This window comes from Streptomyces sp. NPDC085931 (assembly GCF_044540565.1).
Classification (GTDB): domain Bacteria; phylum Actinomycetota; class Actinomycetes; order Streptomycetales; family Streptomycetaceae; genus Streptomyces.
This window is the reverse complement of record NZ_JBITSK010000008.1, coordinates 173,268-198,523: the sequence shown is the minus strand read 5'-3', so window position 1 is coordinate 198,523 and position 25,256 is coordinate 173,268. Positions and strand designations below refer to the sequence as shown.

General features: G+C 70.8%; 24 protein-coding genes. 2 read left to right on the top strand and 22 right to left on the bottom strand.

Translation table 11 applies throughout. The features are described 5' to 3' along the window. Nucleotides 1-53 precede the first annotated feature (53 nt). From ACIGAN_RS18990 to ACIGAN_RS18915, 16 genes are all read right to left on the bottom strand, one after another. Nucleotides 54-674, bottom strand: coding sequence for a GTP-binding protein (locus ACIGAN_RS18990; RefSeq protein WP_365090804.1), 621 nt, complete (start codon nucleotides 672-674; stop codon nucleotides 54-56). Next, entirely contained in the window at nucleotides 655-1,059 is a 405-nt protein-coding gene (locus ACIGAN_RS18985) for a DUF742 domain-containing protein (protein ID WP_365737030.1), read from the bottom strand. Before ACIGAN_RS18985 ends, ACIGAN_RS18990 begins: the two co-directional genes overlap by 20 nt. Beyond that, nucleotides 1,056-1,463, bottom strand: coding sequence for a roadblock/LC7 domain-containing protein (locus ACIGAN_RS18980; RefSeq protein WP_010045319.1), 408 nt, complete (start codon nucleotides 1,461-1,463; stop codon nucleotides 1,056-1,058). Before ACIGAN_RS18980 ends, ACIGAN_RS18985 begins: the two co-directional genes overlap by 4 nt. Next, nucleotides 1,460-3,103 (bottom strand): sensor histidine kinase, encoded by a 1,644-nt coding sequence (locus ACIGAN_RS18975; RefSeq protein WP_365737032.1) that lies wholly within the window; start codon nucleotides 3,101-3,103, stop codon nucleotides 1,460-1,462. Before ACIGAN_RS18975 ends, ACIGAN_RS18980 begins: the two co-directional genes overlap by 4 nt. 341 nt (nucleotides 3,104-3,444) lie before the next feature. Next, the gene (locus tag ACIGAN_RS18970; protein WP_365090795.1) at nucleotides 3,445-6,291 is read right to left on the bottom strand and encodes a DEAD/DEAH box helicase; all 2,847 of its coding nucleotides are present in this window, start codon (nucleotides 6,289-6,291) and stop codon (nucleotides 3,445-3,447) included. A 608-nt stretch (nucleotides 6,292-6,899) separates the two neighbouring features. Further along, nucleotides 6,900-7,790, bottom strand: a complete 891-nt coding sequence (locus ACIGAN_RS18965) for a diacylglycerol kinase (RefSeq protein WP_365737034.1) — start codon at nucleotides 7,788-7,790, stop codon at nucleotides 6,900-6,902. Between the two features lie 31 nt (nucleotides 7,791-7,821). Further along, the gene (tatC, locus tag ACIGAN_RS18960) at nucleotides 7,822-8,784 is read right to left on the bottom strand and encodes a twin-arginine translocase subunit TatC (RefSeq protein ID WP_365090789.1); all 963 of its coding nucleotides are present in this window, start codon (nucleotides 8,782-8,784) and stop codon (nucleotides 7,822-7,824) included. Nucleotides 8,785-8,831: 47 nt separating this feature from the next. Further along, nucleotides 8,832-9,113, bottom strand: coding sequence for a Sec-independent protein translocase subunit TatA (tatA, locus tag ACIGAN_RS18955; protein ID WP_351365575.1), 282 nt, complete (start codon nucleotides 9,111-9,113; stop codon nucleotides 8,832-8,834). 259 nt (nucleotides 9,114-9,372) lie between these two features. Continuing rightward, nucleotides 9,373-9,567, bottom strand: coding sequence for a hypothetical protein (locus ACIGAN_RS18950; RefSeq protein WP_365090785.1), 195 nt, complete (start codon nucleotides 9,565-9,567; stop codon nucleotides 9,373-9,375). Nucleotides 9,568-9,612: 45 nt separating this feature from the next. Continuing rightward, a complete protein-coding gene (locus ACIGAN_RS18945) occupies nucleotides 9,613-9,906 on the bottom strand; it encodes a hypothetical protein (protein ID WP_365090782.1) in 294 nt (97 codons plus the stop codon). 87 nt (nucleotides 9,907-9,993) lie between these two features. Further along, nucleotides 9,994-11,157 (bottom strand): helix-turn-helix transcriptional regulator, encoded by a 1,164-nt coding sequence (locus tag ACIGAN_RS18940; RefSeq protein WP_399859188.1) that lies wholly within the window; start codon nucleotides 11,155-11,157, stop codon nucleotides 9,994-9,996. A 41-nt stretch (nucleotides 11,158-11,198) separates the two neighbouring features. Beyond that, the gene (locus tag ACIGAN_RS18935) at nucleotides 11,199-12,176 is read right to left on the bottom strand and encodes a helix-turn-helix transcriptional regulator (RefSeq protein ID WP_365737040.1); all 978 of its coding nucleotides are present in this window, start codon (nucleotides 12,174-12,176) and stop codon (nucleotides 11,199-11,201) included. Nucleotides 12,177-12,303: 127 nt separating this feature from the next. Further along, nucleotides 12,304-12,675, bottom strand: a complete 372-nt coding sequence (locus ACIGAN_RS18930) for an FKBP-type peptidyl-prolyl cis-trans isomerase (RefSeq protein WP_019754140.1) — start codon at nucleotides 12,673-12,675, stop codon at nucleotides 12,304-12,306. A 61-nt stretch (nucleotides 12,676-12,736) separates the two neighbouring features. Then, nucleotides 12,737-13,738, bottom strand: coding sequence for an FKBP-type peptidyl-prolyl cis-trans isomerase (locus ACIGAN_RS18925; RefSeq protein ID WP_399858850.1), 1,002 nt, complete (start codon nucleotides 13,736-13,738; stop codon nucleotides 12,737-12,739). Between the two features lie 132 nt (nucleotides 13,739-13,870). After that, nucleotides 13,871-15,232 carry a Pup--protein ligase gene (gene pafA, locus ACIGAN_RS18920; protein WP_365090770.1) on the bottom strand — a complete coding sequence of 454 codons (1,362 nt, stop codon included), beginning with the start codon at nucleotides 15,230-15,232 and terminating at the stop codon, nucleotides 13,871-13,873. Nucleotides 15,233-15,241: 9 nt separating this feature from the next. Then, nucleotides 15,242-16,501 (bottom strand): MFS transporter, encoded by a 1,260-nt coding sequence (locus tag ACIGAN_RS18915; protein ID WP_399858847.1) that lies wholly within the window; start codon nucleotides 16,499-16,501, stop codon nucleotides 15,242-15,244. An 88-nt stretch (nucleotides 16,502-16,589) separates the two neighbouring features. On the opposite strand from ACIGAN_RS18915, the gene ACIGAN_RS18910 reads away from it, so the two are divergent. Beyond that, nucleotides 16,590-17,600: a LacI family DNA-binding transcriptional regulator gene (locus ACIGAN_RS18910; RefSeq protein WP_365737047.1), complete on the top strand. Its 1,011-nt coding sequence runs from the start codon at nucleotides 16,590-16,592 to the stop codon at nucleotides 17,598-17,600. Between the two features lie 190 nt (nucleotides 17,601-17,790). Here the strand turns inward: ACIGAN_RS18910 and prcA are convergent, their stop codons facing one another. From prcA to arc, 5 genes are all read right to left on the bottom strand, one after another. Next, nucleotides 17,791-18,534, bottom strand: a complete 744-nt coding sequence (gene prcA / locus ACIGAN_RS18905; RefSeq protein ID WP_399858844.1) for a proteasome subunit alpha — start codon at nucleotides 18,532-18,534, stop codon at nucleotides 17,791-17,793. 68 nt (nucleotides 18,535-18,602) lie between these two features. Then, entirely contained in the window at nucleotides 18,603-19,448 is an 846-nt protein-coding gene (gene prcB / locus ACIGAN_RS18900) for a proteasome subunit beta (RefSeq protein ID WP_365090761.1), read from the bottom strand. 325 nt (nucleotides 19,449-19,773) lie between these two features. Next, a complete protein-coding gene (locus tag ACIGAN_RS18895) occupies nucleotides 19,774-19,992 on the bottom strand; it encodes a ubiquitin-like protein Pup (RefSeq protein ID WP_030244016.1) in 219 nt (72 codons plus the stop codon). 178 nt (nucleotides 19,993-20,170) lie between these two features. After that, a complete protein-coding gene (gene dop, locus ACIGAN_RS18890) occupies nucleotides 20,171-21,682 on the bottom strand; it encodes a depupylase/deamidase Dop (protein ID WP_399858841.1) in 1,512 nt (503 codons plus the stop codon). A gap of 234 nt (nucleotides 21,683-21,916) precedes the next feature. Next, complete coding sequence (gene arc, locus ACIGAN_RS18885) at nucleotides 21,917-23,683, bottom strand: proteasome ATPase (RefSeq protein ID WP_114251065.1); 1,767 nt, start codon at nucleotides 23,681-23,683, stop codon at nucleotides 21,917-21,919. A gap of 246 nt (nucleotides 23,684-23,929) precedes the next feature. Here arc and ACIGAN_RS18880 point away from each other — a divergent pair, with 246 nt between their 5' ends. Then, nucleotides 23,930-24,235 carry a ferredoxin gene (locus ACIGAN_RS18880; protein ID WP_399858837.1) on the top strand — a complete coding sequence of 102 codons (306 nt, stop codon included), beginning with the start codon at nucleotides 23,930-23,932 and terminating at the stop codon, nucleotides 24,233-24,235. A 60-nt stretch (nucleotides 24,236-24,295) separates the two neighbouring features. Here ACIGAN_RS18880 and ACIGAN_RS18875 read toward each other — a convergent pair whose 3' ends face one another. Beyond that, nucleotides 24,296-24,874: a hypothetical protein gene (locus ACIGAN_RS18875; RefSeq protein ID WP_365737053.1), complete on the bottom strand. Its 579-nt coding sequence runs from the start codon at nucleotides 24,872-24,874 to the stop codon at nucleotides 24,296-24,298. Nucleotides 24,875-25,256 lie beyond the last annotated feature (382 nt).

Here is a 25,256-nt window from a genome sequence, read left to right as displayed (position 1 = left end):
CCGAGGCTTTCCAGGGTGTCTGGGGGGAGGTGGGGGTGAGGGGCGGGACGGGATCAGGTGGCCGCGCCCTGCATGGCGAGCGAGTGCAGGAAGCGCATCAGCGTCATCAGGACGTCCCGGCTGGAGGCGCGGCGGCGTGCGTCGCACTCCATGATCGGGATGTCCGGGGTGAGGTCGAGCGCCGTGCGCAGCTCCTCGATGTCGTAACGGGGCGCGTCGGGGAAGGTGTTGATGGCGACCACGAAGGGCACCCCGCGCTCCTCCAGGCGCCCCATGACGTCGAAGCTGACCTCCAGCCGGCGGGTGTCGACCAGGACCACCGCGCCGAGCGCGCCCTCGAACAGGCCGTTCCACAGGAACCAGAAGCGCTGCTGTCCGGGCGTGCCGAACAGGTACAGCACGAGCTGCTCGGTGATGCTGATGCGGCCGAAGTCCATGGCGACGGTGGTGGCCGTCTTGGACGCGGAGCCGAAGTTGTCGTCGACACCGATGCCGGCCTGCGTCATGGTCTCCTCGGTGGTCAGCGGTGTGATCTCGCTGACCGAGCCGACCATGGTCGTCTTGCCGACGCCGAAGCCACCCACGATCACGATCTTGGCCGCGGCCTGTGCCGTGTGGGGCAGCTGGTCCTCGGCCCGGGGGCCCGGGATGGTGTCAGAGCCTTTGAAGTCCATTCATCACCGCTTCGAGAAGGGACCGGTCGGAACGCGCCTTGCGGACGATCGGGGCGCGCGCCTGTACCAGTTCCGCCGTCAGCATCTCGGTGAGCAGCACGCCCATCGCGCTGAACGGCAGGTGGAGGTAGGCCGACAGCTCGGCCACGGACAGGGGGGCGGCGCAGAGCCGGAGCAGCGCCGCCTGCTCGGGGGAGGCGGAGGGCGGCGGGTCCGTGGCACGCGCCACGATCAGCGTCACCAGGTCCAGCTCGGCCCGTTCGCCGTCCGGGCCGGCCACCACGTACATCCGCTCGGGGTTCTTGACCTTGCCCTCGCCCTCCTGGGCGGGCTGCGGGGGCGGTTCGGGTGCGGGGCTGCGCCTCTGGCGTTGCGGAGGGGTCATACGATCTGCCCGTTCCGCCGGGGCGGACTGGTCAGGTGGCCGCCGATCCGGACGACGAGGTCGCGCATCATCGCGCTCATCCGGCCGGGCTCGCACCGCACGTCGGACAGCACCGCGAGGAAGGCGTTGGCGCCCGCGTTCATCAGGTAGAAGTAGCCGCGGTCGATCTCGATCATGACGAGCTTCATCTCGCCGTCGCCGACGGTGAGTTCCTGGCAGACGCTGCTCGCCAGCGACTGCAGGCCGGCGCAGGCCGCGGCGACCCGGTCGGCCGCGTCCGGCTCACCGCCGTAGCGGGCGATGCGCAGGCCGTCGGCCGAGAGCACCACGATCATCTCGATGCCCGGTACGCCGTCGGCGAGTTGCTTGAGCATCCAGTCGAAGTTGCCTCGCTGCTGGATCACTTGAGATCCCCCTCGTCATCGGCCTCGGTGGGCGCCGGATCGTTGAGCAGGTGCAGGTACTTGGTGGGGTTGCGGATGAAGTCGGTCGGGTGGGTGCCGGGTTCGATGCCCTGCTTGAGCCCCTCCCAGAAGGCCTCCAGGCCCTTGCCGGGGGCGTCGGGGGCGCTCATGTCGCGCAGCGGCGGCACCTCGGGCTCCTTGGCCGCGGCCCACGGGTTGTACTCGCCGCGCTCCTCGGCCTCCCGGTCCTCCTTCTCGTAGGCGGCCTGCTGGGCGAGCCGTTCGGCGAGCGGCATCTTCACGCGGCTGCGGCGCTGCGGCAGGCCGTTCGCCGTCCACTCGGTGACCTCGGGGACGTCGTCGTCCTCCAAGGAGACGGTGGCGGGGAGCTTGGGCATGGTGGGGCGGCGCTTCTTCGGCGTGCGCTTCGGTCCCTCGGGGATGCCGACCGTCATGGGGATGCCGGTGGCGCCGATGCCGTGGGCGAGTCCCACACCGGGCGCGTGCGTGATCATCTCGCTCGGGACGATCAGGATGGCCCGGACGCCGCCGTAGGCGGAGGCGCGCAGCGAGACCTCCATGTTGTACGCCGTGCACAGCCGGCCGACGACCGCCAGGCCGAGGCGCGGGTGCTCACCGATGTCCTGGAGGTCGACGCCGGCCTTGGCGGCCTCCAGCATGCCCTCGATCCGGGTCCGGGCCTCCTCGTTGAGGTTGACGCCGCCGTCCTCGATCTCGATGCAGACGCCGGTCTGCACCTCGGTAGCGGTGACGTGGACCTTGGTCTGGGGCGGCGAGTAGCGCGTGGCGTTGTCGAGGAGTTCGGCGGCGGCGTGGATGACCGGCTCGACGTAGATGCCCTTGACGCTGACCTTCGCGATGGAGGCGAGCTGGATGCGCCGGTACTCCAGGATGCGGGACATGGCGCCGCGCAGCGTGCTGTACAGGGACACCGGCTCGGGCCACTGGCGGCCGGGGCGGCCGCCGCCGAGGACGGAGACGGAGTCGGCGAGGCGGCCGATCAGGGCGTTGCCGTGGTCGATGCGCAGCAGGTCGTCGAAGACCTCGGGGTTGCGGCCGTGGTCCTCCTCCATCTCCCGCAGTTCCTGGGCCTGCTGGTGGATGATCGCCTGGACGCGCCGGGCGACACTGACGAAGGACCGCGCGGCGGCGTCCCGCATGACCACTTCGTGGTCGACGATCTTCAGGACCGTCAGCAGGGTCTCGTGCAGGGGCTTCGGGAGGTCGCGGTACTCGGGGTTGCGCAGGCCGAGCTTGCGAATCACCTCTCTGGGGGATTCTCCGGTGTGCAGCAGCTGGAGCGCGGCGGGGAAGATCTCCCGGGCGAAGCGGAAGAACTCCTTCTCGTGGGCGGCGATCCGCTGTTCCAGATACGCGCTGTGACGGGCGTGCTCATCCTGCTGCCTGCGCAGCGCACGGCCGCGACGCACCGCTACGACCGCCATGGCGATGACCAGCACGGTGGCCAGGCCACCCAGCCAGCCGACGGCGGGCCGGGCCGGCGCCGACACCAGGGCGACAGCGGCTCCGGTCGCCGCGGCCATCGCTATGGCGGGCAGCAACAGCAGCCGCGCGGAAGGGAGTTCACCGCGAACCGGGGGGGATTGAACACTCACCATGTAGGCCTTCTGACAGGAGTCGGCTGGGGTTCAGGGGAAGGTGCAGATGGGTATGTCATGAAACCGTTGGACTTTCCACACATGGGGGAACAAGCGCACGAATTCACCTCAAGCCGGTGCGCTGCGGGCGAGCTTAGTCCGACCGGATCATCGCCGTGTCATATTCAGCAAGTGCCGGAAACCGGACGCGGAGGGATAGTAGGCTCACTCGGTTGTACGCTGCGACACCGTTCGAATACGCAGCGCGATCACGAACTCGCGTACGAAAGCCCACTCACCGTGACGGGTGAATGGGCTTCGGTACGGGCTTCAGTACGGGCTTCAGTACGAGGTGGGCGCGGTCACCCCACCGAGGAGTAGGCGACGACTCCCCGCAGCAGCAGATCGACGGCCTTGCGCGCGTTCTTCACCACGGAGGACCCCTGCGGCGCCGCCGCCGCGATCTGCCCCAGCACGTCGATGACCTGCTTGCACCACCGCACGAAGTCCCCCGCCGGCATCTCCGCCTCGCGCAGCACCTCGTCGAGCCCCTTCCCTGAGGCCCACTCGTACGCGGCCCAGGCGAAGCCGAGGTCGGGCTCGCGCTGCCCGACCCCTTCGGTCTGGGTGATCCGGAACTCCTCCTCCAGCGCGTCCAGCCGCCCCCAGATCCGCACCATCTCGCCCAGCGCGGCCTTGGCCTTGCCCGTCGGCAGCTTCGGCGCCATCGCGTCGTCCCCGACGCGCGACTCGTAGACCAGCGCCGAGACGCATCCGGCGAGTTCGGCCGGGCCGAGCCCTTCCCAGACGCCCTCGCGCAGGCACTCGCTGGCCAGCAGGTCGAGTTCGCCGTACAGGCGCGCCAGCCGCTTGCCGTGCTCGGTGACCTCGTCCGCGCGCAGGTAGTCCAGCTCGGTCAGCAGCGCGACGATACGGTCGAACGTCCGGGCGATCGTGTTCGTCCGGCCCTCGATCCGCCGCTCCAGCTGCGAGGTGTCCCGCAGCAGCCGGTGGTACCGCTCGGCCCAGCGGGCGTGGTCCTCCCGGTCGCTGCACCCGTGGCACGGGTGGGCGCGCAGCGCGGTCCGCAGCCGGGCGATCTCGCGGTCGTCCGCCGCCTGGGAGCGCCGCTTGCGGTGCCGGTCGGCGGGGATGTGCCCGGCCTTGGTGCGCAGCGCCGAGGCGAGATCCCGACGGGACTGCGGGGAGCGCGGGTTGAAGGTCTTCGGGATCCGCATCCGCTCCAGCGGCTCCACCGGCACCGGGAAGTCGATGGCCGCCAGCCGCTTCACCTGCCGCTCGGCGGTCAGCACCAGCGGGCGCGGCCCGTCGTGGTGGTCGAAGCCGCGATGGCCGTTGGAACGGCCCGCGGGCAGGCCCGGGTCCAGCACCAGCGCCAGGCCCGCGAACTTGCCCGTGGGCACGTGGATGACGTCACCGGGCTTCAGCTTCTCCAGCGCGACGGCGGCCTCCGCGCGCCGCTGCGCCGCGCCCTGCCGGGCCAGCTCGTTCTCCCGGTCCTTCAGCTCGCGGCGCAGCCGCGCGTACTCCTCGAAGTCGCCGAGGTGGCAGGTCATCGAGGCCTTGTAACCCTCCAGGCCCTCCTCGTTGCGCTGCACCTGACGCGAGATCCCGACGACCGACTTGTCCGCCTGGAACTGCGCGAACGACGTCTCCAGCAGCTCGCGCGAGCGGTGCCGCCCGAACTGCTCGACCAGGTTGACCGCCATGTTGTACGACGGCTTGAAGCTCGAGCGCAGCGGGTACGTGCGCGTGCCCGCGAGACCGGCCAGGTGCTCGGGGTTCATGCCGCGCTGCCACAGCACCACCGCGTGGCCCTCGACATCGATGCCGCGCCGCCCGGCCCGGCCCGTCAGCTGGGTGAACTCGCCCGGGGTGATGTCGGCGTGCTGCTCGCCGTTCCACTTGACGAGCTTTTCCAGGACCACCGAGCGGGCGGGCATGTTGATGCCGAGGGCGAGCGTCTCGGTCGCGAACACGGCCTTGACCAGGCCGCGCACGAACAGCTCCTCGACGACCTCCTTGAAGGTCGGCAGCATGCCCGCGTGGTGGGCGGCGATACCGCGCTCCAGGCCCTCCAGCCACTCGTAGTAGCCCAGGACGTGCAGGTCCTCGCGCGGGATGGACGCCGTGCGCTCCTCCACCAGGGAGCGCACCCGGTGCCGCGCCTCGTCGTCGTTGAGCCGCAGGCCCGCGTACAGGCACTGCTGGACGGCGGCCTCGCAGGCGGCGCGGCTGAAGATGAAGGTGATGGCGGGCAGCAGCCCCTCGGCGTCGAGCCGCTCGATGACCTCGGGCCGGCTCGGCGTCCACACCCGGGAGCGCTGTCGGCGCTCGCGCTCGCGGTCGGCCTCCCGCAGACGGCCGCGCCGGCGGTCCTGGTACGACGGCCGGCTCGCCTCCATGCGCGCCATGCGCGTGAGGTCGGGGTTGACGGCCTTCTTGTGGCCCTCGCCCTCCTCGAACAGGTCGTACATCCGCCGCCCGGCCAGCACGTGCTGGAACAGCGGCACGGGCCGGTGCTCGGAGACGATCACCTCGGTGTCGCCGCGGACCGTGTCGAGCCAGTCGCCGAACTCCTCGGCGTTCGACACGGTCGCCGAGAGCGAGACCAGTGTGACCGACTCGGGCAGGTGGATGATCACCTCTTCCCAGACGGCGCCCCGGAACCGGTCGGAGAGGTAGTGCACCTCGTCCATGACCACGTAGCCGAGGCCCAGGAGGGTCTGGGAACCGGCGTACAGCATGTTCCGCAGCACCTCGGTGGTCATCACGACCACCGGGGCGTCGGAGTTGACGCTGTTGTCGCCGGTGAGCAGGCCCACCTTGTCCGTGCCGTAGCGGCGGCACAGGTCGGCGTACTTCTGGTTCGACAGCGCCTTGATGGGTGTCGTGTAGAAGCACTTCTTGCCCTGCCGGAGGGCGAGGTGGACGGCGAACTCGCCGACGATCGTCTTGCCGGAGCCGGTGGGCGCGGCCACCAGGACGCCCTTCCCCGCTTCGAGCGCCTGGCAGGCCTCGATCTGGAAGGGGTCGAGGCCGAAGTCGTACATCTCGCGGAAGGAGGCGAGCGCGGTGGCCTGCTCGGCAGCGCGCTTACGGGCTGCCGCGTACCGCTCGGCCGGTGAGAGATCCTCTGTCATCGTGCTTTCGAGCGTACCGGGCCGCACTGACAACAGGACGATCATTATCCGGATCCGTTCCCGGGAGCCCGGCGATCGACGCAGCTCAGGGACACCGGACCCGCGATGCGCCGATCTCCGGGGCCCTCGGCGGGGCGACGGGACCGGGGCCGGGAACGACCGACTCGCGGCCGGCCGGAACGGCAGCTCCCACGAACGGAGCCGCCGCTTCCCGGGGACCGCACGGCGTGGGGGGCCAGGGGTCCGCCGGGGCGACGAGTGCGAGGGACCACGCGGCAACGCGTTCCGGGACCCCCCGGGGCCACGCGCCCCGAGGACCGCTGGCCGACGAGCCCCGGCGACCCGCGGGGCGACGAACCGAGGGAGCGGCGCGGTGACAGGTCCCAGGGAACGGCGGGGCGACGGCTCCGGGGACCCCGCCGCGGTGGCGCGCCCCAGGCACGCGCGGGACGGCACGTCCCAGGGCCCCCCGGCAATGAGCCCCAGGGCCCGGGGCGACGCCCTCGAAAGACCACGCGCAACGAGTCCAGGGGCCCGCCACGGCGACGAGTCCCCAGGAGCCCACCGCAGCGACGAATCCCAGGAACCTGCCGCGGCGACGAATCCCAGGAGCCCGCCGGGGCGACGCACCCCATGGACCGCGCGGCGGCGGCTCAGGGGCCGATGATCCGGACGCCCCCGCGTACGCAGCGCGCGGTCAGCGGCAGCGGACCGAGCGGCTCGCCGTCGGCGTAGCCGGTGACGTCCTCGGCGGCGATCTCGACCCGGGCCGCCCGCAGCACCGTCACCGCGGGGTGGTCGACGTGCGTCCCCCGGTACACCCTCGGGAACACCCGCAGCAGCGTCGTGCGGCTGCAGTCACCGACCACCGTGATGTCGAACAGCCCGTCGGTCAGGTCGGCACCGGGACAGATCCGCATGCCACCGCCGTAGGAGGAGCCGTTGCCGACGGCCACCAGCGTGGCCTCGATCTCGCGCACCTCGCCGTCGTCGAGCCGGATGCGGTACGGCAGGGGCCGGAACGCCGCCAGCTCGGCCACCATCGCCAGGTCGTACTTGAGGCGCCCGGCGGGCCGGCGCATCCGGTTGCCGCGGTCGTTGACGCGGGAGTCGAAGCCGGAGGCGAGGACCGTGCCGAACCAGCGGTCACCGACCCGGCCGAGGTCGACCTCCCGGATCCGGCCGCACTTCAGGGCATCGGCGATCATGCGGCCCGCTGCGTCCGGCCGGCGCACGGGCAGTCCGAGGGCGCGGGCGAAGTCGTTGCCGGTGCCGACGGCGACCAGGCCGAGCGGGGTGCGCGTGCCCGCGACCGCCCGCAGCGCGAGCCCGGCCATGCCGTCGCCGCCGACGGCGATCAGCGCCCCGGTGCCGCCCTCGACGGCGGCACGCGCGCGGACGAGGGCGTCGTCGGCGTCCTCGCCGAGCACGGTGCGGACGGAGAAACCGGCCGCCCGCAACGCGGAAGCGGCCGGCTGCGCCGCGCGGGCGCCCCGGCCGCGGCCCGCGGTGGGGTTGACGAAGAGGGTGATCTCGCTGGTCACGAGAGTGACCTTATGAGCTGCCCGCCGGTCCTCAGGTCACGTCGTCATAACCGTTGACGCGTTCCGTCCGGTCCGCGCTCGCCTGCTCGGGCAGGGCGGCCCGGCTGGTCGTCACGGGCTCGATCTCGCCGATGTCCTCGGGGGTGAGGTCCAGTTCGGAGGCCTCGTCGTCGGCCGGGCCGAGGGCCTCGCGCCGGCTGCGGCGGTGGTCGTTCACGAGGGAGAAGGCGACGGCCGCGAAGTACAGGATCCAGATCGGCGCCGCGAGCGCCAGCATGGTCAGCGGGTCCGTGCTGGGCGTGGCGACGGCCGCGAAGACCGTGATGCCCATGATCATGCCGCGCCACCAGCCGAGCATGCGCTTGCCGCTGATCACGCCGGTGAGGTTGAGCATGACCAGCAGCAGCGGCAGCTCGAACGAGAGGCCGAAGACGAGCACCATCCGCATGACCAGGTCGAGCAGGTCGTCCAGCGGGAGGAGGTTGGACGTGCCGCCCGGCGTGAATTCGAGCAGGACCTTGGCGGTGGTGGGAAGGACCGTGTACGCGAAGTAGGCGCCGATGATGAACAGCGGGGCGCCCGTGGCCACGAAGGCGTAGGCGTACTTCTTCTCGTGCCGGTGCAGTCCGGGCGCGACGAAGGCCCACAGCTGGTAGAGCCAGACCGGCGAGGCCAGCACGACACCGGCCATGAGGGACACCTTCAGCGCCAGCGTGAAGGGCGTGAGCAGGCCGTTGATGGTGATCTGGGCACACGGCTCGGTGCCCACCTGCGACTTGGCCAGTTCCGCGAAGGTCTTGTCGCAGCCGACCGAGTCGAGAATCGGCTCGGTGATCAAGTTGATGATGTCGTTGTAGAAGAACGCGGCGAAGACGGTGACGACGACGATCGCCAGGATCGCCTTGGCGAGCCGGTTGCGGAGCTCGCGAAGGTGCTCCGCGAGGGGCATCCGCCCCTCGGGGTCCTTCTCCTTCTTGCGGGCAGACTTCAGCAACCCACGTTCCCATCTCGTGCGGCGGGCCGGAGGTCACCGGCCCTGCGTCAGCGCTTGGTCGTGTCCGTCGGCTCGTTGACCGGGCGCGAGCTGGTCACGTCACCGGGGGCGGCCTGGATGGTGCGCTGCGCGGGCTCGTCGGTGTTGGGCGGGCCGGCCGGGGTCGTGGACGACTTGTTCTCGTCCTTCATGGCCTTGGCCTCGCTCTTGAGGATGCGGGCCGACTTGCCGAGCGACCGAGCCATGTCCGGAAGCTTCTTCGCGCCGAACAGCAGGATGATGACGACGAGGATGAGAATGATCTCGGGGGCTCCGAGCCTTCCGAACATAAGTCTTTACCTTCTCACCGAGGCGGCTGTGGTGGGGTGCTGTCCGATTGGTCGGACACATGTCCGAACGATCGTCTCGACAGCGATCGTAACGCCCGGGGGTGAACGTGAGGCAATCCCTCTGCAATCCCTGTGCGTACTCCCGTCCGCGACCCGTGCCTCGTTAACCGGACCGCGACCAGCAGGGTACCTGCCCGAACCGGCGGGATGACAGGGCGAAGTGGCGCAAAGCGCGCCGCACGGCCGCCTGCCCGACGGCTCACAGGGCGTCCACGGACCGGGCGGCGCTCTCCGCGGCCCGCTCCAGGTCCTCGGCGGCCCGGTTGATCCGGCGCGCCGAGTCAGTGACCTGCCTGCCCAGGCGCTGGGCCTCCACGAACACCCGTACGGCGAGCACCCCGAGCACGGCGAGACCCACGAAACCCACAGCGATCGCGAACATCGGCCAGAACATGACGCCGAGCCTAGACCGTCCCGCCGGGCCGGACGCCGCGACCCTCTAGACGGTGGAGTGCAGCCGCAGGGTCCGCACACCGCCACCGGTGAGCAGTTCCACGATCCGCTCCCCCGCGGGTTTGCGGACGGACGCGCCGCACTGCGGGCAGGTGAAGGAGTAGAAGGTCGTACGGCTCGTGGCGCCGATGGCCAGGCGCAGGGCGCTCGCGGTGAGCTCGAAGCGCTCCCGGCAGTCCGGGCAGCCCGCCCGGAACACCACGGGGGACACGCTTCTCATCCCGGCGAACGCGGACTCCACCGTCATGCCCCGCGCACCGGACGTCGCCGACTCGGTCACAGCCCTCGCTCCTCTTTCTGGGGTCGTTCGCCTCCGGGGCCGCACGCGGCGGCCTCCGCGGACCGCCCGTGCGGTGAGCGCCCGGACTCACCCGCGTCCGCCGCCCGGTCCGTCCGGAACCGCCTGCGCCGCCGCGACGGCCTGTGCCCCGGGACCGTCACGCACCTCGGGCGCCCCGGGTGCGACGGGCGCCTCCGGTACCACGGGCACCTCGGTCGCGACGGCCGCGGCGGGCGCCTCGGTCGCGACGGCCGTTCCCGCCGGCTCACTCGCGGCGGCGGCACCGGCGGCCTCGACGCCGTCGTACGCCGCCAGTGCCTCACGGGCCGCCTGCCGGGCGCTGTCGGCCAGCTCCGGCGGGGAGACGATCCGGCCGTCCCGTCCGAGCCGCAGCGCCAGGCGGCGCAGCGACGCCGGCTCGGGCGTCCGCAGAGTGATACGCAGCCCGCCGTCCGCCAGCTCATCCGCACTGTCGTGCGGGTAGTACTCGGCGACCCAGCGGCCGCCGGGCCCGACCTCGATCACGACCTCGGGGTCCTCGGCCGCGGGCTGCACCAGCGCCTCGGACAGGTCGCGCAGCTCTATCTCGGGCGGTGCGGACGGCTCGTCCAGGATCTTGATCTCGGCGACACGGTCCAGCCGGAACGTGCGGCGCGCCTCGGAACGGCGGCACCAGGCCTCGACATAAGTGTGCCCGACGCTGACCAGGCGGATCGGGTCGATCTCCCGCTCGGTGACCTCGTCGCGGGCGGGCGAGTAGTAGCGGATCCACAGCCGGCGGCGCTCGGCGATCGCCCGGTCGACGTCCGCGAAGACACCGCCCTCGGACTCGAAGGTCACCGACAGCCGCGAACTGGCGCCCGCGGCCTCGCCTGCCGCGGTCTCCACCTTGGCCGTCGCCCGCAGCAGCGCCTGCCGGTCGCTCTCGCGCAGTCCGGGCAGGGTGGCCACGGCCCGGGCGGCGACGAGCAGCGCGGTGGCCTCGTCGGCGGCGAGGCGCAGCGGCTCGGCGGCCTCCGCCGCGAGCGCGGCCGGGTTGTGCCACCAGATGCGCTCGCCGTCGGTGTCGATGTCGAGCAGATCGCCGCCGCGGAAGCTCGTGCCGCACATGGGCAGCACGTCGAGGTCCGAGACCAGCTCGTCCTCGGTGATGCCGAAGGCGCGCGCGACGTCCTCGATCCTCGCCCCGGGGCGCTCCCTGAGATACGTCACCAGGGAGAGCATCCGCCGGGTCTGGTCGATGGCGTTCACGGCCCTGACCGGTTTGCCTGCCACTGTCGCTCCGCTCCCCCTCAGCCCTTGGCCACGGCCCGCAGCCGGTCCACCACGTCGGCCCGCAGCTCGGCGGGCTCCAGGACGACCACGTCCGGCCCGAACTCCACCAGCCAGGCGTCCAGCCCGTGGCCGTACGGAATCTCCAACTCGTCCCAGCCGTCGCCGAGTTCCCGGACGGAGGTGGCCTTCGCCCGAAGGGGGTACCCGGCGTCGGAGCGCAGCCGGATCCGGGCCGAGCGGTCGGCGATCTCCCCGGCCCAGCCGGCGACGGTCTCCCGGACCGTGACGACGTCCGGCACGGGGGCGGTGTAGCGGCCGCCGCGGGAGCGGACCTTGCCGGTGATCCGGGACAGCCGGAACACCCGCTCGGCGCCCCGGTCGCGGTCCCAGCCCGCCAGGTACCAGTGGCCCCGCCAGCACTCCAGCGCCCACGGCTCCACGTGCCGCTGCTCGGGGTGGGCGGCCGTCGCCTTGCGGTAGTCGAAGACGACGGGCCGCCGGTCCCGGCAGGCCAGCATCAGCGGCTCGAACGCCGCCTCGTGCACGGGGATCCGCGGCTCCAGCGCGCCGTGCGAGCCGTACGGGTCGACGTCCTCGGGCAGTCCGGCCGCGCGCAGCTTCTGCAGGGCGCCGCTGGCCGCGCCAGCGAGCCGGGCCTGCTGCCACACCTTGGCGGCCAGCCCGAGCGCGGCGGCCTCCTCGGCGTCCAGGGTGATCGGCGGGAGGCGGTTGCTGTCGCGGCGGGCCATGTAGCCCACCTCGCCCTCCAGACTCTCGACCGTCTCGATCACCAGGCCGAGTTCCCGCAGGTCGTCCTTGTCCCGCTCGAACATGCGGTTGAACGAGTCGTCGGAACCGGACGGGCCGTTGCCCGGCCCGAAGGCCTCGACATAGGCCTCGATGGAGTCACGCAGCTCGCGCTTGCTGAGCGGCCGGCGGGTCCCGAGCAGACACAGTGCCAGGTTCATCAGCCGCTCGGCCTTGGCAATGGCCATCGACGCGCTTCGCCTCCCTATGGTGCTTACGAGCGATGACCGTACCGCCACAGGGTGGTACGGCAAAAGCCGAGGGCCCATGCCGAGCAGGCATGGGCCCCAGGTGATCGAGTCTGTCGGTCCTTGCTCAGACCCCGAGCAGGTCGACCACGAAGATCAGCGTCTCGCCGGGCTTGATCGCCGGGGTCGGGCTCTGGTTGCCGTAGGCGAGGTGGGCGGGGATGGTCAGCTGGCGGCGGCCGCCGACCTTCATGCCCTGCACGCCCTGGTCCCAGCCCTTGATGACCCGGCCGCCGCCCAGCGGGAAGCGGAACGGAGTGCCGCGGTTCCAGCTGGCGTCGAACTCCTCACCCGTGCTGAAGGCGACACCCACGTAGTGCACGGTGACGGTCTGGCCGGCCTGCGCGACCGGGCCGTCGCCTTCCCAGATGTCCTTGATCTCGAGGTCCGCCGGGGGCTCGCCGCCCGGGAAGTCGATCTCGGGCTTGTCGATGCTCACGTCTGCTGCTCCTGCTTGTCTGCGAAAAGGCGAACACGCACAGTCTTACATCCCGCACGCCTCACAGCTTCGCGAGGATGTCCACCGAGAAGACCAGCGTGGAGTCCTTCTTGATGCCGCTGCCCTGCGGCGGGTTGTCGCCGTAGCCCAGCGCCGGCGGGATGACGATCAGGACCCGGCTGCCGACCTTCTTGCCGGTCAGGCCCTGCGCCCAGCCCTTGACGACCTGCTGCAGCGAGAACGACACGAGCTGCTTGTTGGCGTACGAGGAGTCGAACTCCTTGCCGCCGTCCCACAGCACGCCCTTGTACTGCACGAGGACGCTGTTCTCGGCGGCGACCTCCTCGCCGTCGCCCTCCAGGACGTACTCCGCGACGAGCTTCTTCGGGGCGGCCGTCTTGGGCACCTCGATGGAGGGGGCCTTGCCGTCGGTGTTGGTGCCGACCTTGGGCAGATCCGCGTTCTGCTGCGGGACCTCCTTGCCCTTGGCCGAGCTGGTGGCGTTGAACGCGTCCTGGATGTCGACGACGAAGACCAGCGTGTCGGTGCCCTTGATGCCCGCCTGTGCGTTGCCCTGCGTGCCGTAGCCCCAGGTGGGCGGGACGGCCATCTGGACGCGGCTGCCGGCCTTCTTGCCGGCCAGCGCGTACCGCCAGCCGTCGATGATCTGGCCCTGGGTGAGCTGGATGGCCAGACGGGCCTTGCGGTCGTAGGAGTTGTCGAAGACCTTGGCGGTGTTCCACACCTGGCCCAGGTAGTTCGCGACGACGAAGTCGTTCTCCGCGACGGTCCTGCCGCTGCCCGCGATGAGGGTCTTCACCGCGAGGTCCTTGGACGGCTCGCCGCCGCCCTTCGCGACCGTGGGCTTCTCGTCGAACTTGGTGCCGGCCGTGACCTGGGGCAGCGGGCCGTCGACGATCTTCGGCGACGGAGCGGCGGACGGGCCGGACGCCGAGGGCGACGGGCTGTCGCTGGCCTTGCTCGAGTCGGACTTGTCGTCGCCGCACGCGGCGAGCGTGGCCAGACCTGCGGGCACGGTGAGAAGAAGTGAGCGTCGGCGCACTGTGGGGGCCTCGTAATCGGTTGATCTCTTGGATGGAAGTGCGCGCAACTCTACGGCGTGAGCAGGGCGCCGTACTGGTAACGTACGGCGCCCGTGTGGCGTTCCGGCGGTTTTCCCGGCCGGTCGGCCGGCTCACATTCCGGCGATCAGCTTCTCCACCCGGTCGTCCACCGACCGGAACGGGTCCTTGCACAACACGGTGCGCTGCGCCTGGTCGTTGAGCTTGAGGTGCACCCAGTCGACCGTGAAGTCGCGGCGCTGCTCCTGGGCGCGCCGGATGAAGTCGCCGCGCAGCCGGGCCCGAGTGGTCTGCGGCGGGACGGACTTGCCCTCGAAGATCTTCAAGTCGTTGCAGACGCGGGCCGCCTGCCCCTTCTTCTCGAGCAGGTAGTACAGGCCACGACGGCGGTGGATGTCGTGGTAGGCGAGGTCTATCTGCGCGACCCGGGGGTGCGACATGGTCATGTTGTTCTTGGCCCGGTAGCGCTCGATGAGCTTGTACTTCATGACCCAGTCGATCTCGGTGCCGATGCGGTCGAGGTCCTCGGACTCGATCGCGTCGAGCGTGCGGCCCCACAGCTCCAGGACCCGCTCCACGGTGCCGGTGCGGATGCCGCGGCGCTCGCAGAAGTCCAGGGCCTTCTCGTAGTACTCGCGCTGCACCTCCAGGGCGGAGGCCTCGCGGCCGCTGGCCAGGCGGACCTTGCGGCGGCCGGTGATGTCGTGGCTGACCTCCCGGATGGCCCGGATGGGGTTCTCCAGGGTCAGGTCCCGCATCACCGTGCCCGCCTCGATCATGCGCAGCACCAGGTCGGTGGCGCCGACCTTGAGCAGCATGGTCGTCTCGGACATGTTGGAGTCGCCCACGATGACGTGCAGCCGGCGGTAGCGCTCGGCGTCCGCATGCGGCTCGTCGCGGGTGTTGATGATCGGCCGGGAGCGGGTCGTCGCCGAGGAGACGCCCTCCCAGATGTGCTCGGCCCGCTGGCTGACGCAGTACACGGCCCCGCGCGGTGTCTGCAGCACCTTGCCGGCGCCGCACAGCAACTGCCGCGTGACCAGGAACGGGATCAGAATGTCCGCGAGACGCGAGAACTCCCCGTGCCGCGCCACGAGATAGTTCTCATGGCACCCGTAGGAGTTGCCCGCCGAGTCGGTGTTGTTCTTGAAGAGGTAGACGTCGCCCGCGATTCCCTCCTCGTGCAGGCGTCGTTCGGCGTCCACCAGGAGTCCTTCGAGAATGCGCTCGCCGGCTTTGTCGTGGGTGACCAGTTCGATCAGGTTGTCACATTCGGGTGTGGCGTATTCCGGATGCGATCCCACGTCGAGATAGAGGCGGGCGCCGTTTCGCAGAAAGACATTGCTGCTGCGGCCCCATGACACGACACGGCGGAAGAGGTACCGCGCCACCTCGTCAGGAGACAGGCGGCGCTGTCCCCTGAACGTGCACGTGACGCCGTACTCGTTCTCCAGCCCGAAAATGCGGCGGTCCATGAGGGAACATTACGCCCGATCCCCTGAACTGAAACGGGGTTCGACGGCACGGTTCGGATCATTTTCCGAACCGGCCACAACGACCGCTCCCTGGCCGGGAGCTGCGACTACCCGTCCTGTGGCGGCCAAAACCAGCAGGGACACGCCACCCGCGACGGCCGGCACGGCGAAGCCCCACTGCGCCCCGCCCGCCTCCACGACGGGCCCCGCGACGCCCGTTCCGACCGAGTGGCCCACGGTGAACGTGGTCACCAGCCAGGAGAACGCCTCGGTGACCGTGCCGCGCGGGGCGTGCCGGTCGACCAGGACGAACGCGCAGGCGATGGCGGGCGCGAGGAAGACACCGGCGAGCGCGGTCAGCGCCACCATGGGCACCGCGTCCGGCATGAGCATCAGGGGCAGGTAGCACACCACCAGGAGGGCCACCAGCACCCGCAGGCGCCGCGCGGGCTCACCGGCCCACTGCCGGGCCCCGTACACGGCACCGCCCACCAGCGCGCCGAAGCCCAGCGCCGCCATCAGCCACCCGTACACGGCGTCGCCGCCGTGGTCGTCCGCGTAGGGCACGGAGGCGACCGTGATGGACCCCAGCGCCATCCCGATGAACAGGAACGCCGCGAGCAGCGCCAGCAGCCCCGCCGAGCGCAGGGCGCCGAGCCAGTGGGCCTCGCGCGGCGCCGACCGCCAGGCCCGCGAGGGCGGCGACACGACCACGGACAGCGCCCCCAGCACCCCGATGACGTTCAGCACGAGCAGGGCGGCCTGCGCGGACCACAGGGACACGCACAGCGTCACCAGCAGCGGCCCGACGGTGAACATCACCTCCTGGGCCACGGCGTCCATGGCGTACGCCGTGTGCACCTGGTCCTCCCGGCGCAGCACGGAGGGCCACAGCGCCCGCAGCCCGCCCTCCAGGGGCGGCGTGAACAGACCGGCGGCCGCCACGGCGAGGTACGCGAGCGGGAGGGAACCCGGGCCGGAGAAGGCGAAGGCCGCCATCGCCAGCGCCGACAGCACGGCGGCGGGCAGCTGCACCCGCGGCTGCCCGCGCAGGTCCACGAGCCGTCCCAGCACCGGCTGACCGACGGCGTTGGCCACGCCGTACACCGCCGCCAGCGCGCCGGCCAGGCTGTACGTGCCGCCCTCCGCGCGCACGAAGAGCACGATCGCGATGGCGGCCGTGGCGTTGGGCAGCCGCCCGACCAGCGTGCCGACGAGCAGCCGGGCGGCGTGTCGCGCCCGAAGGATCTCCAGGTATCCCGTGGCCATGTCCCCGCCCTAGGTTTTACGTATAACGTCGAGTTCCATACGTACCATGTCCGCTGTTCACGCGTCCATACGAAAGAGCAGGCCCACGGTGGCACGAGGCAGCACCCGCCCCACGAGCCGGGACGTCGCCCAGGCCGCCGGCGTCTCCCAGGCGGCCGTCTCGCTGGTCCTGGGCGACAAGTGGCGCGGCCGCGTCTCGGAGACGACCGCGGCACGCGTCCGCGAGGCCGCCCGCGACCTGGGCTACCGCCCGAACCTGGCCGCCCGCCACCTGCGGCTGGGCCGCACGCGCACGGTCCTGCTGGTGGTCCCGGCCCTCACCACGGAGTTCTTCGCGGGTGTCTACACGGGCGCGTCCCGGGTCGCCGCCGAACACGGCTTCGGCGTGGTCCTCTACCCCTCCCCCGAGGGCATCGGCCCCGCCCGTAACCCGTTCGCCTCCGCACAGGCGGCCCTGGACGGCGTCATCGCCTCGTCCATGGCGGCGGACGCGCTGACCGCGATCCGCGGTGAGGCGCTCCCCCTGGTCATGCTGGACAGCGACCCTGCGGGCAGCCTCGGCGCGGCGACGGTCAACCTGGACATCGCCGACGGTGTCCGCCAGGTCGCCGAGCACCTGCTGGCCCTGGGCCACCGCCGCTTCCTCCACCTCGCGGCGGACGTACCGTCCTGGACGTTCGAGGTGCGGTCCCGGGAACTCGCCGCCCGCCTGGCCGGAGTGCCGGGCACCTCGGTCTCCACGGCCCGCTCCCCCATCTCCATCGAGCGCGCGGTACCCGTGGCGGAAGCCGCCCTGTCAGCCCCAGGGCCGCATCCCACGGCCGTGGTCTGCGACGACGACCTCCTGGCCGCGGGCGTCTACAAGGCCGCCCGCCGCCTCGGCCTGCGCGTCCCGGACGACCTGTCGGTCACCGGCCTGGACGACCTGGCCCTGGCCACGGCGATCGACCCGGAGCTGACGACGGTCCGCCTGGACGCGGAGCTGTTCGGGGAACGGGGCATGCGGGCCCTGCTGGCCGTCCTGGAGGACCGCGAGCCCGAGAGCGGGGACATCCCGGTACGGCTGGTCACCCGGGGCTCCACGGCCCCGCCGCGTTAGCCGTACGCGGCGGTGCGACGGAGGCTGGCCGGGTCCGCGACCCGCTGGGCGGGCCACCACGCTCCCGCGGCCCCCGGCGCGGCCCCGACCCACACCCGGCGCCACGCGCAGGCACGCGCGCCCCCACACGACCGCGCCCCGGCCACAACGTGACCGGGGCGTCGATGCCGTGCGCAGCTGTCAGGCACGACTACTCGGCGTCCTTCGACGCCGTGTCCGAACCACCCGCCGCGGCCGCCTCCTCCAGCAGCCGGGACAGCTGGCGCCCGCTGATGCGCTTGAACTTGCGCTTCTGCGGCCGCGTCCGGTCCAGCACCGCCACCTCCAGCCGCTCCGCGGGGATCTCCCGCTCGCTGCCGTTGGTGTCGCGCGACAGCGACTGCACCGCCAGCTTCAGCGCCTCCGCCAGCGTCATGCCGTCCCGGTGCCGCTGGTCCAGGTAGCTGCTGATCTGCTCCGCGTTGCCGCCGACCGCGACCGAGCCGTGCTCGTCCACGATGGACCCGTCGTGCGGCAGCCGGTAGATCTGGTCGCCGTCGGGCGTCTCCCCGACCTCGGCCACCACCAGCTCCACCTCGTACGGCTTCTCGGCCGCGCTGGAGAAGATCGTGCCCAGCGTCTGCGCGTACACGTTGGCCAGGCCCCGGGCCGTCACATCGTCCCGGTCGTAGGTGTAACCGCGCAGGTCGGCGTAGCGCACGCCGCCGATCCGCAGGTTCTCGTACTCGTTGTACTTGCCGGCGGCCGCGAAGCCGATCCGGTCGTAGATCTCGCTGAACTTGTGCAGCGCACGGGACGGGTTCTCGCCGACGAACACGATGCCGTCGGCGTACTGCAGCACGACCAGGCTGCGACCGCGGGCGATGCCCTTCCGGGCGTATTCCGCCCGGTCGGCCATGGCCTGCTGGGGTGAGACATAGAACGGCGTCGACACCGGTTATCCGTCCCTCTCTTCAGGATTCCGTCGATTCACTGGACCACCTCGTCACGACAGCCCGCCGCTCACAGCAGCGCGGCCCGCGGACCGTCCGGCTGCTCCAGCCGCCGCTCCAGGATCGAGCGCGCGATCTGCGACGCCTCGTCCTCGGAGAGCCGGCGGAAGCCGTCCTCGGTGATCACGGTGACGATGGGATAGATCCGGCGGGCGACGTCGGGACCACCGGTCGCCGAGTCGTCGTCAGCCGCGTCGTAGAGCGCCTGCACCACGAGCGTCGTGGCCTCGTCCTCGCTCAGGTCGTCCCGGTAGAGCTTCTTCATCGCGCCGCGCGCGAAGATCGAGCCGGAGCCGGTGGCCGCGTATCCGTGCTCCTCGGAGCGCCCGCCCGTGACGTCGTAGGAGAAGATCCGGCCCTTCTCCCGGTCGACGTCGTACCCGGCGAACAGCGGGACGACGGCCAGTCCCTGCATGGCCATGCCCAGGTTGGAGCGGATCATCGTCGACAGCCGGTTCGCCTTGCCCTCCAGGGACAGCTGTGCGCCCTCGACCTTCTCGAAGTGCTCCAGCTCCAGCTGGAAGAGCTTCACCATCTCCACGGCCAGACCCGCCGTGCCGGCGATGCCCACCGCCGAGTACTCGTCGGCGGGGAAGACCTTCTCGATGTCCCGCTGCGCGATGACATTGCCCATGGTGGCCCGCCGGTCACCGGCCAGGACGACGCCGCCGGGGAACGTCACGGCGACGATCGTGGTCCCGTGCGGTGCCTCGATCACGCCCTGCGTGGGGGGCAGTTGCCGGTTGCCCGGCAGCATCTCCGGCTGGTGCTCGGACAGGAAGTCCATGAAGGAGGAAGAGCCTGGCGTCAGGAAGGCAGCTGGTAGACGCCCGGTGCTACGAGTGTTGGCTTCCACGCGATTCCTTCCACGTATGCGACAGCCCGCCCTGTGACGTCGGGCCGATGCTTGGAACAACCCCGGTCCGGTTGCGACCGGGGGCACGGTATGCCACGGACCCTACCCGTCCTGCGGCGGTGATCCACATGCCCGGCGCCCCCAACTCCGCCGGAGCGACGCCGCACTTGCCCGCCGCGCTCGGCGGCGGGCCACCGGGCTCCGCCGGACGCCCGGAGCGCCGCACACGAGGACAACGCGTCACGCCCTGTCCCGCGCGCAGCGCTCCGCGCTCCGCCCGTCACCCGCGCACCCCATTCACCTTCGGAATGAAGGCACAGGCGCCTTACTGGCCACCCTTTTGCACGAAGGACCGCACGAAGTCCTCGGCGTTCTCCTCGAGGACGTCGTCGATCTCGTCAAGGACCGAGTCCACGTCGTCGCTCAGCTTCTCCTGACGCTCCTTGAGGTCCTCGGAAGCCTGCGCCTCTGCCGCCTGCTCCTCGACCTCCTCGGTGGACCGGGTGGCCTTCTGCTGTCCGCCGCCGGTGTCCTTGGTCGCCATATCCCTCACCCCGCTCGGTTCGCCCGACACAGTTGCTCGGTCAAGATCAGACCCTACTCGCCGGGTCCGACCATGGCCCCGCAGTTGCTCCAACGTACGGGGACCACCTCGATGATTCCCGGACCAGGGATTTTCCACCCTGTCCGGCGGGCCCGACCCGAGTACCCACTGCTCGCGTTCATCCTCCCGAAAGCACCCTGACCAGGTCTTCCGCGGTACGGCAGCGGTCCAGGAGCTCCTTGACGTGATTACGCGTTCCGCGAAGCGGTTCCAGGGTTGGGACGCGCTGCAGCGAGTCCCGCCCCGGCAGATCGAAGATCACCGAGTCCCAGGAGGCGGCCGCGACGTCGTCCGCGTACTGCTCCAGGCAGCGCCCGCGGAAGTACGCCCGGGTGTCCTCCGGCGGCACCGTACGGGCCCGCTCGACGTCCTCCTCGGTCAGCAGCCGCTTCATGCGCCCCCGCGCCACCAGACGGTTGTACAGGCCCTTGTCGGGCCGTACGTCGGCGTACTGGAGGTCCACCAGGTGCAGCCGGGCCGCGTCCCAGTCGAGGTCGTCCCGGCGGCGGTAGCCCTCCATCAGCTCCCGCTTCGCGACCCAGTCCAGCTCCCCGGCCAGACTCATCGGGTCGTGCTCCAGACGGGTGAGGGTGTCCTCCCAGCGGGACAGGACGTCCTTGGTCTGCTCGTCGGCGTCCGCGCCGAAGCGCTCCTCCACGTACTTGCGCGCGAGCTCGTAGTACTCCATCTGCAGCTGGACCGCCGTGAGCGTACGGCCGCTGCGCAGCGTGACCAGGCGCTTCAGGGACGGGTCGTGCGAGACCTGGTGGAGGGTGCGCACGGGCTGGTCGACGGCCAGGTCGACGGCGATGAAGCCGTCCTCGATCATCGACAGCACCAGCGACGTCGTGCCCAGCTTCAGATAGGTCGAGATCTCCGACAGGTTCGCGTCACCGATGATCACGTGCAGGCGCCGGTACTTCTCGGCGTCCGCGTGCGGCTCGTCGCGGGTGTTGATGATCGGGCGCTTGAGCGTCGTCTCCAGCCCGACCTCGACCTCGAAGTAGTCGGCCCGCTGGCTGAGCTGGAAGCCGTGCTCGTGCCCGTCCTGGCCGATGCCGACGCGGCCCGCTCCGGCGAAGACCTGGCGGGAGACGAAGAAGGGCGTCAGATGGCGCACGATGTCCGAGAAGGGGGTCTCCCGCTTCATCAGGTAGTTCTCGTGCGTGCCGTAGGACGCGCCCTTGTTGTCGGTGTTGTTCTTGTACAGGTGGATCGGCTGGGCACCGGGGAGCTGCGCGGCCCGCTCCGCGGCCTCGGCCATGATCCGCTCGCCGGCCTTGTCCCAGAGGACCGCGTCCCGCGGGTTGGTCACCTCGGGAGAGCTGTACTCGGGGTGGGCGTGGTCGACGTAGAGCCGTGCACCGTTGGTGAGGATCACGTTGGCCAGGCCGATGTCCTCGTCGGTGAGCTGGCTGGAGTCGGCGGCCTCACGGGCGAGGTCGAAGCCTCGCGCGTCCCGCAGCGGATTCTCCTCCTCGAAGTCCCAGCGGGCCCGGCGGGCCCGGTGCATCGCCGCCGCGTAGGCGTTCACGATCTGGGACGAGGTGAGCATGGCATTGGCGTTGGGGTGGCCGGGGACGGAGATCCCGTACTCCGTCTCGATGCCCATTACTCGCCGTACGGTCATGCGGCCCTCCTTGCCCGGCGGCACCCTCGGTCGTGGGCGCCACTCAGATACCGCTGGCGCTCGGTTGCGTGTGCGGTACCCGTCCCCGCACTGCGCGACTCGGCGGTACGCAAGAGCCTAGAACGCCTTTGCGCTGGTGGGGAGATCATTTGCGTCATTGCGTTGCTCCAGCCGTGGCCTGAAAAACAGTCGGCTGCGGGTACCCGCGACGGGCACCCGCAGCCGCCCTGCCTTTTACAGGTACTGACCGGTGTTCGCCACCGTGTCGATGGAGCGTCCGGTGTCCGCGCCCTGCTTTCCGGTGATGAGCGTACGGATGTACACGATCCGCTCGCCCTTCTTTCCGGAGATCCGGGCCCAGTCGTCGGGGTTGGTGGTGTTGGGCAGGTCCTCGTTCTCCTTGAACTCGTCCACGCAGGCCTGGAGGAGGTGGGAGACGCGAAGGCCCTTCTGGTTCTTCTCGAGGAAGTCCTTGATCGCCATCTTCTTGGCACGGCCGACGATGTTCTCGATCATGGCGCCGGAATTGAAGTCCTTGAAGTACAGGACTTCCTTGTCACCATTGGCGTAGGTGACCTCGAGGAAGCGGTTCTCCTCGGATTCGGCGTACATGTGCTCGACGGCCGTCTGGATCATGTTCTGGACCGTGGCACCCTTGTCGCCGCCGTGCTCGCCGAGGTCGTCGGCGTGCAGCGGGAGGCGCTCGGTGAGGTACTTGCCGAAGATGTCCTTGGCCGCCTCGGCGTCCGGACGCTCGATCTTGATCTTCACGTCCAGCCGGCCGGGGCGCAGGATGGCCGGGTCGATCATGTCCTCGCGGTTGGAGGCACCGATCACGACCACGTTCTGCAGGCCCTCCACACCGTCGATCTCGGCGAGCAGCTGCGGGACGATGGTGTTCTCCACGTCCGAGCTGACACCGGAGCCACGGGTGCGGAAGAGGGACTCCATCTCGTCGAAGAAGACGATGACGGGGGTGCCCTCGCTGGCCTTCTCACGGGCCCGCTGGAAGACGAGGCGGATCTGCCGCTCCGTCTCACCGACGTACTTGTTGAGCAGCTCGGGGCCCTTGATGTTGAGGAAGAAGCTCTTGCCGGCGGCCTGGCCGGTCACCTCGGCGACCTTCTTGGCCAGCGAGTTGGCCACGGCCTTGGCGATCAGTGTCTTACCGCATCCAGGGGGTCCGTACAGCAGCACGCCCTTGGGCGGCCGCAGTTCGTGCTCCTTGAACAGGTCCGGGTAGAGGTAGGGGAGCTCGACGGCGTCCCGGATGGCCTCGATCTGGCCGCCGAGACCGCCGATCTGCTCGTAGCCGATGTCGGGGACCTCTTCGAGGACGAGCTCCTCGACCTCGCTCTTGGGGACGACCTCGTAGACGTATCCGGAGCGGGGCTCCAGGAGCAGGGCGTCGCCGGGGCGGATGGTGACGTCCAGCAGCGGCTCGGCGAGCCGCACCACCCGCTCCTCGTCGGTGTGCCCGAGCACCAGGGCCCGCTCGCCGTCCTCGAGGATCTCCTTGAGGGTGACGATGTCACCGACGCGCTCGAATTCCATGGCCTCGACCACGTTGAGCGCTTCGTTGAGCATTACTTCCTGGCCGCGCCGGAGCTCCTCGAGCTCGACGCTGGGGCTGACGTTCACCCTGAGCTTGCGGCCGCCGGTGAAGATGTCGGCGGTGCCGTCCTCGTTCGCCGTCAGGAAGACTCCGAAGCCGGCCGGCGGCTGTGCGAGCCGGTCGACTTCCTCCTTGAGGGCGACGATCTGGTCCCGTGCCTCACGGAGCGTGTTCGCGAGTCGCTCGTTCTGCGCGGACACGCCGGCCAGATTGGTCTGCAGCTCGACGATCCGCTCTTCGAGAATCCTCGTGTGTCGCGGAGAGTCGGCGAGCTTGCGTCGCAGGACGGCGATCTCCTGCTCAAGGTAGGCGATCTGCCCGGCCGGGTCGTCGGACCCGCGTCCCGGGCGGATGCCGCGGTTCATGTCGTCGTCGTGGGCTGCCACGGTCCTCACCTCCTCCAAGGGGAGCTGGACGCTTCCAGACCCTACCTGGGCGGGTGTCGATTGAAACCCCTAGATCACAAAGACGGTCGGGGTGTGTCCGATCTTCACCCTTGCGCTCTCCCTCACGCCAGGGGGATACCCAGCGAACATGATTGGAACCCAGCCTCAGGTACGGTCGAAGCGTTCAACACCCGTCGGAGCTGGCCGGATTCCCGGTGCGGCTCGACGCATGAAACGGCAGGAGACATGAGCGTGCAGCAGGAGGCCGGGGTCGCGGGCGAGGCGCTGGAGGTCTGGATCGACCAGGACCTGTGTACCGGTGACGGCATCTGCGCCCAGTACGCGCCCGAGGTGTTCGAGCTGGACATCGACGGTCTGGCCTATGTGAAGAGCGCCGACGACGAGTTGCTCCAGGACAAGGGCGCGACAACGCCCGTTCCGCTGCCGCTCCTCACGGATGTGATCGACTCGGCGAAGGAGTGTCCGGGCGAGTGCATCCACGTACGGCGAGTTTCGGACAAGGCCGAGGTCTACGGCCCCGACGCGGAGTGACCAGTTCTCCACCGTGCGTCACGACTGTCTGATATCTCACACACCTCGGCCACACGGGCTTCACACGCTGCGGGCGCCGGACTGCGCGGAGCGGACGAACGCGCCGTCCTGCCAACGCCATTTCACGTCGCTCTTCTCGTCGGGGCAGCAACGCGGCACGTCCGGGGACGAGTAGCCGAGGAGCGTGGCCGTCACCGCGCCCGCGCGGACGGCGAAGTCGCCGACGGTGGTGCCGTCCTCGGGGTCGAGCAGGGTGGCCACCACACGCGGCTCGCCGTCGGCGCCACCGCGGGTGAGGACGTACACGCCGTCCGGCGGGGTGCCCATCGGGGAGTCGCAGTGGACCACGGCCACTGTCTCGGGGTGGCCGTCGCCGTCGAGGTCCCCGGACGCCTTCTTCTGCACCACGGCCTTCACGGGGCCGCACTCCAGGGGGAACTCCACCGCGGCCGGGTCGGGCGCGGCCAGGGGCGCGGGGGCGCTTCTGGTCTCGGGGGCGGCCGGCTGGGCGGCCGTCGCGGCGCCCGGCTGCAGGACCGAGGAGAGGGCCACCACGCCGGCGAGCGCCGTGGCGGTGGCGAGCCAGTGGATGGGCCGGGTGTGGGTGTGGGCGAGCTCCGGAACGGCGGAAGGCTGCACTAGGAGTGTCTCCTGAGGGCTGTGCCGGTGGGGTGGCCAAGATGGTGCCACACGTCACACCGCGAGGGAACGGCGGGGTGTGCGCGGGCCGTGCCGGGGAAGTCAGAAGGGTTGCGGTTCCCGCCGCCGTGCCGGTGGGCCGGTGCCCGCCCGGGCCGCTGCCGGGGCCCGGGACGGCGGCCTGGTGGCGCGGGGCAGGTCAACGGCGGTGCGCGCACGTTCACCCCGGCCGGCAACGGAGCGGCGGGGGGGGGGGGGGGGGGGGGGGGGGGGGGGGGGGGGGGGGGGGGCGGCCCGGCCCGCCCCCCCCCGGGGCGGGGGGCCCCCGGGGGGGGGGGGGGGGGGGGGGGCTGGGAGGGGGGCGCCGGCGGGCGCCCGGCGG

What these genes read in the sequence shown, in the direction of transcription:
- ACIGAN_RS18990 (WP_365090804.1), bottom strand. Translation starts at nt 674, where the DNA reads ATGGACTTCAAAGGCTCTGACACCATCCCGGGCCCCCGGGCCGAGGAC.
- ACIGAN_RS18985 (WP_365737030.1), bottom strand. Translation starts at nt 1,059, where the DNA reads ATGACCCCTCCGCAACGCCAGAGGCGCAGCCCCGCACCCGAACCGCCC.
- ACIGAN_RS18975 (WP_365737032.1), bottom strand. Translation starts at nt 3,103, where the DNA reads ATGGTGAGTGTTCAATCCCCCCCGGTTCGCGGTGAACTCCCTTCCGCG.
- ACIGAN_RS18970 (WP_365090795.1), bottom strand. Translation starts at nt 6,291, where the DNA reads ATGATCGTCCTGTTGTCAGTGCGGCCCGGTACGCTCGAAAGCACGATG.
- tatA (WP_351365575.1), bottom strand. Translation starts at nt 9,113, where the DNA reads ATGTTCGGAAGGCTCGGAGCCCCCGAGATCATTCTCATCCTCGTCGTC.
- ACIGAN_RS18950 (WP_365090785.1), bottom strand. Translation starts at nt 9,567, where the DNA reads ATGTTCTGGCCGATGTTCGCGATCGCTGTGGGTTTCGTGGGTCTCGCC.
- ACIGAN_RS18935 (WP_365737040.1), bottom strand. Translation starts at nt 12,176, where the DNA reads ATGGCCATTGCCAAGGCCGAGCGGCTGATGAACCTGGCACTGTGTCTG.
- pafA (WP_365090770.1), bottom strand. Translation starts at nt 15,232, where the DNA reads ATGGACCGCCGCATTTTCGGGCTGGAGAACGAGTACGGCGTCACGTGC.
- ACIGAN_RS18915 (WP_399858847.1), bottom strand. Translation starts at nt 16,501, where the DNA reads ATGGCCACGGGATACCTGGAGATCCTTCGGGCGCGACACGCCGCCCGG.
- ACIGAN_RS18895 (WP_030244016.1), bottom strand. Translation starts at nt 19,992, where the DNA reads ATGGCGACCAAGGACACCGGCGGCGGACAGCAGAAGGCCACCCGGTCC.
- dop (WP_399858841.1), bottom strand. Translation starts at nt 21,682, where the DNA reads ATGACCGTACGGCGAGTAATGGGCATCGAGACGGAGTACGGGATCTCC.
- ACIGAN_RS18880 (WP_399858837.1), top strand. Translation starts at nt 23,930, where the DNA reads ATGAGCGTGCAGCAGGAGGCCGGGGTCGCGGGCGAGGCGCTGGAGGTC.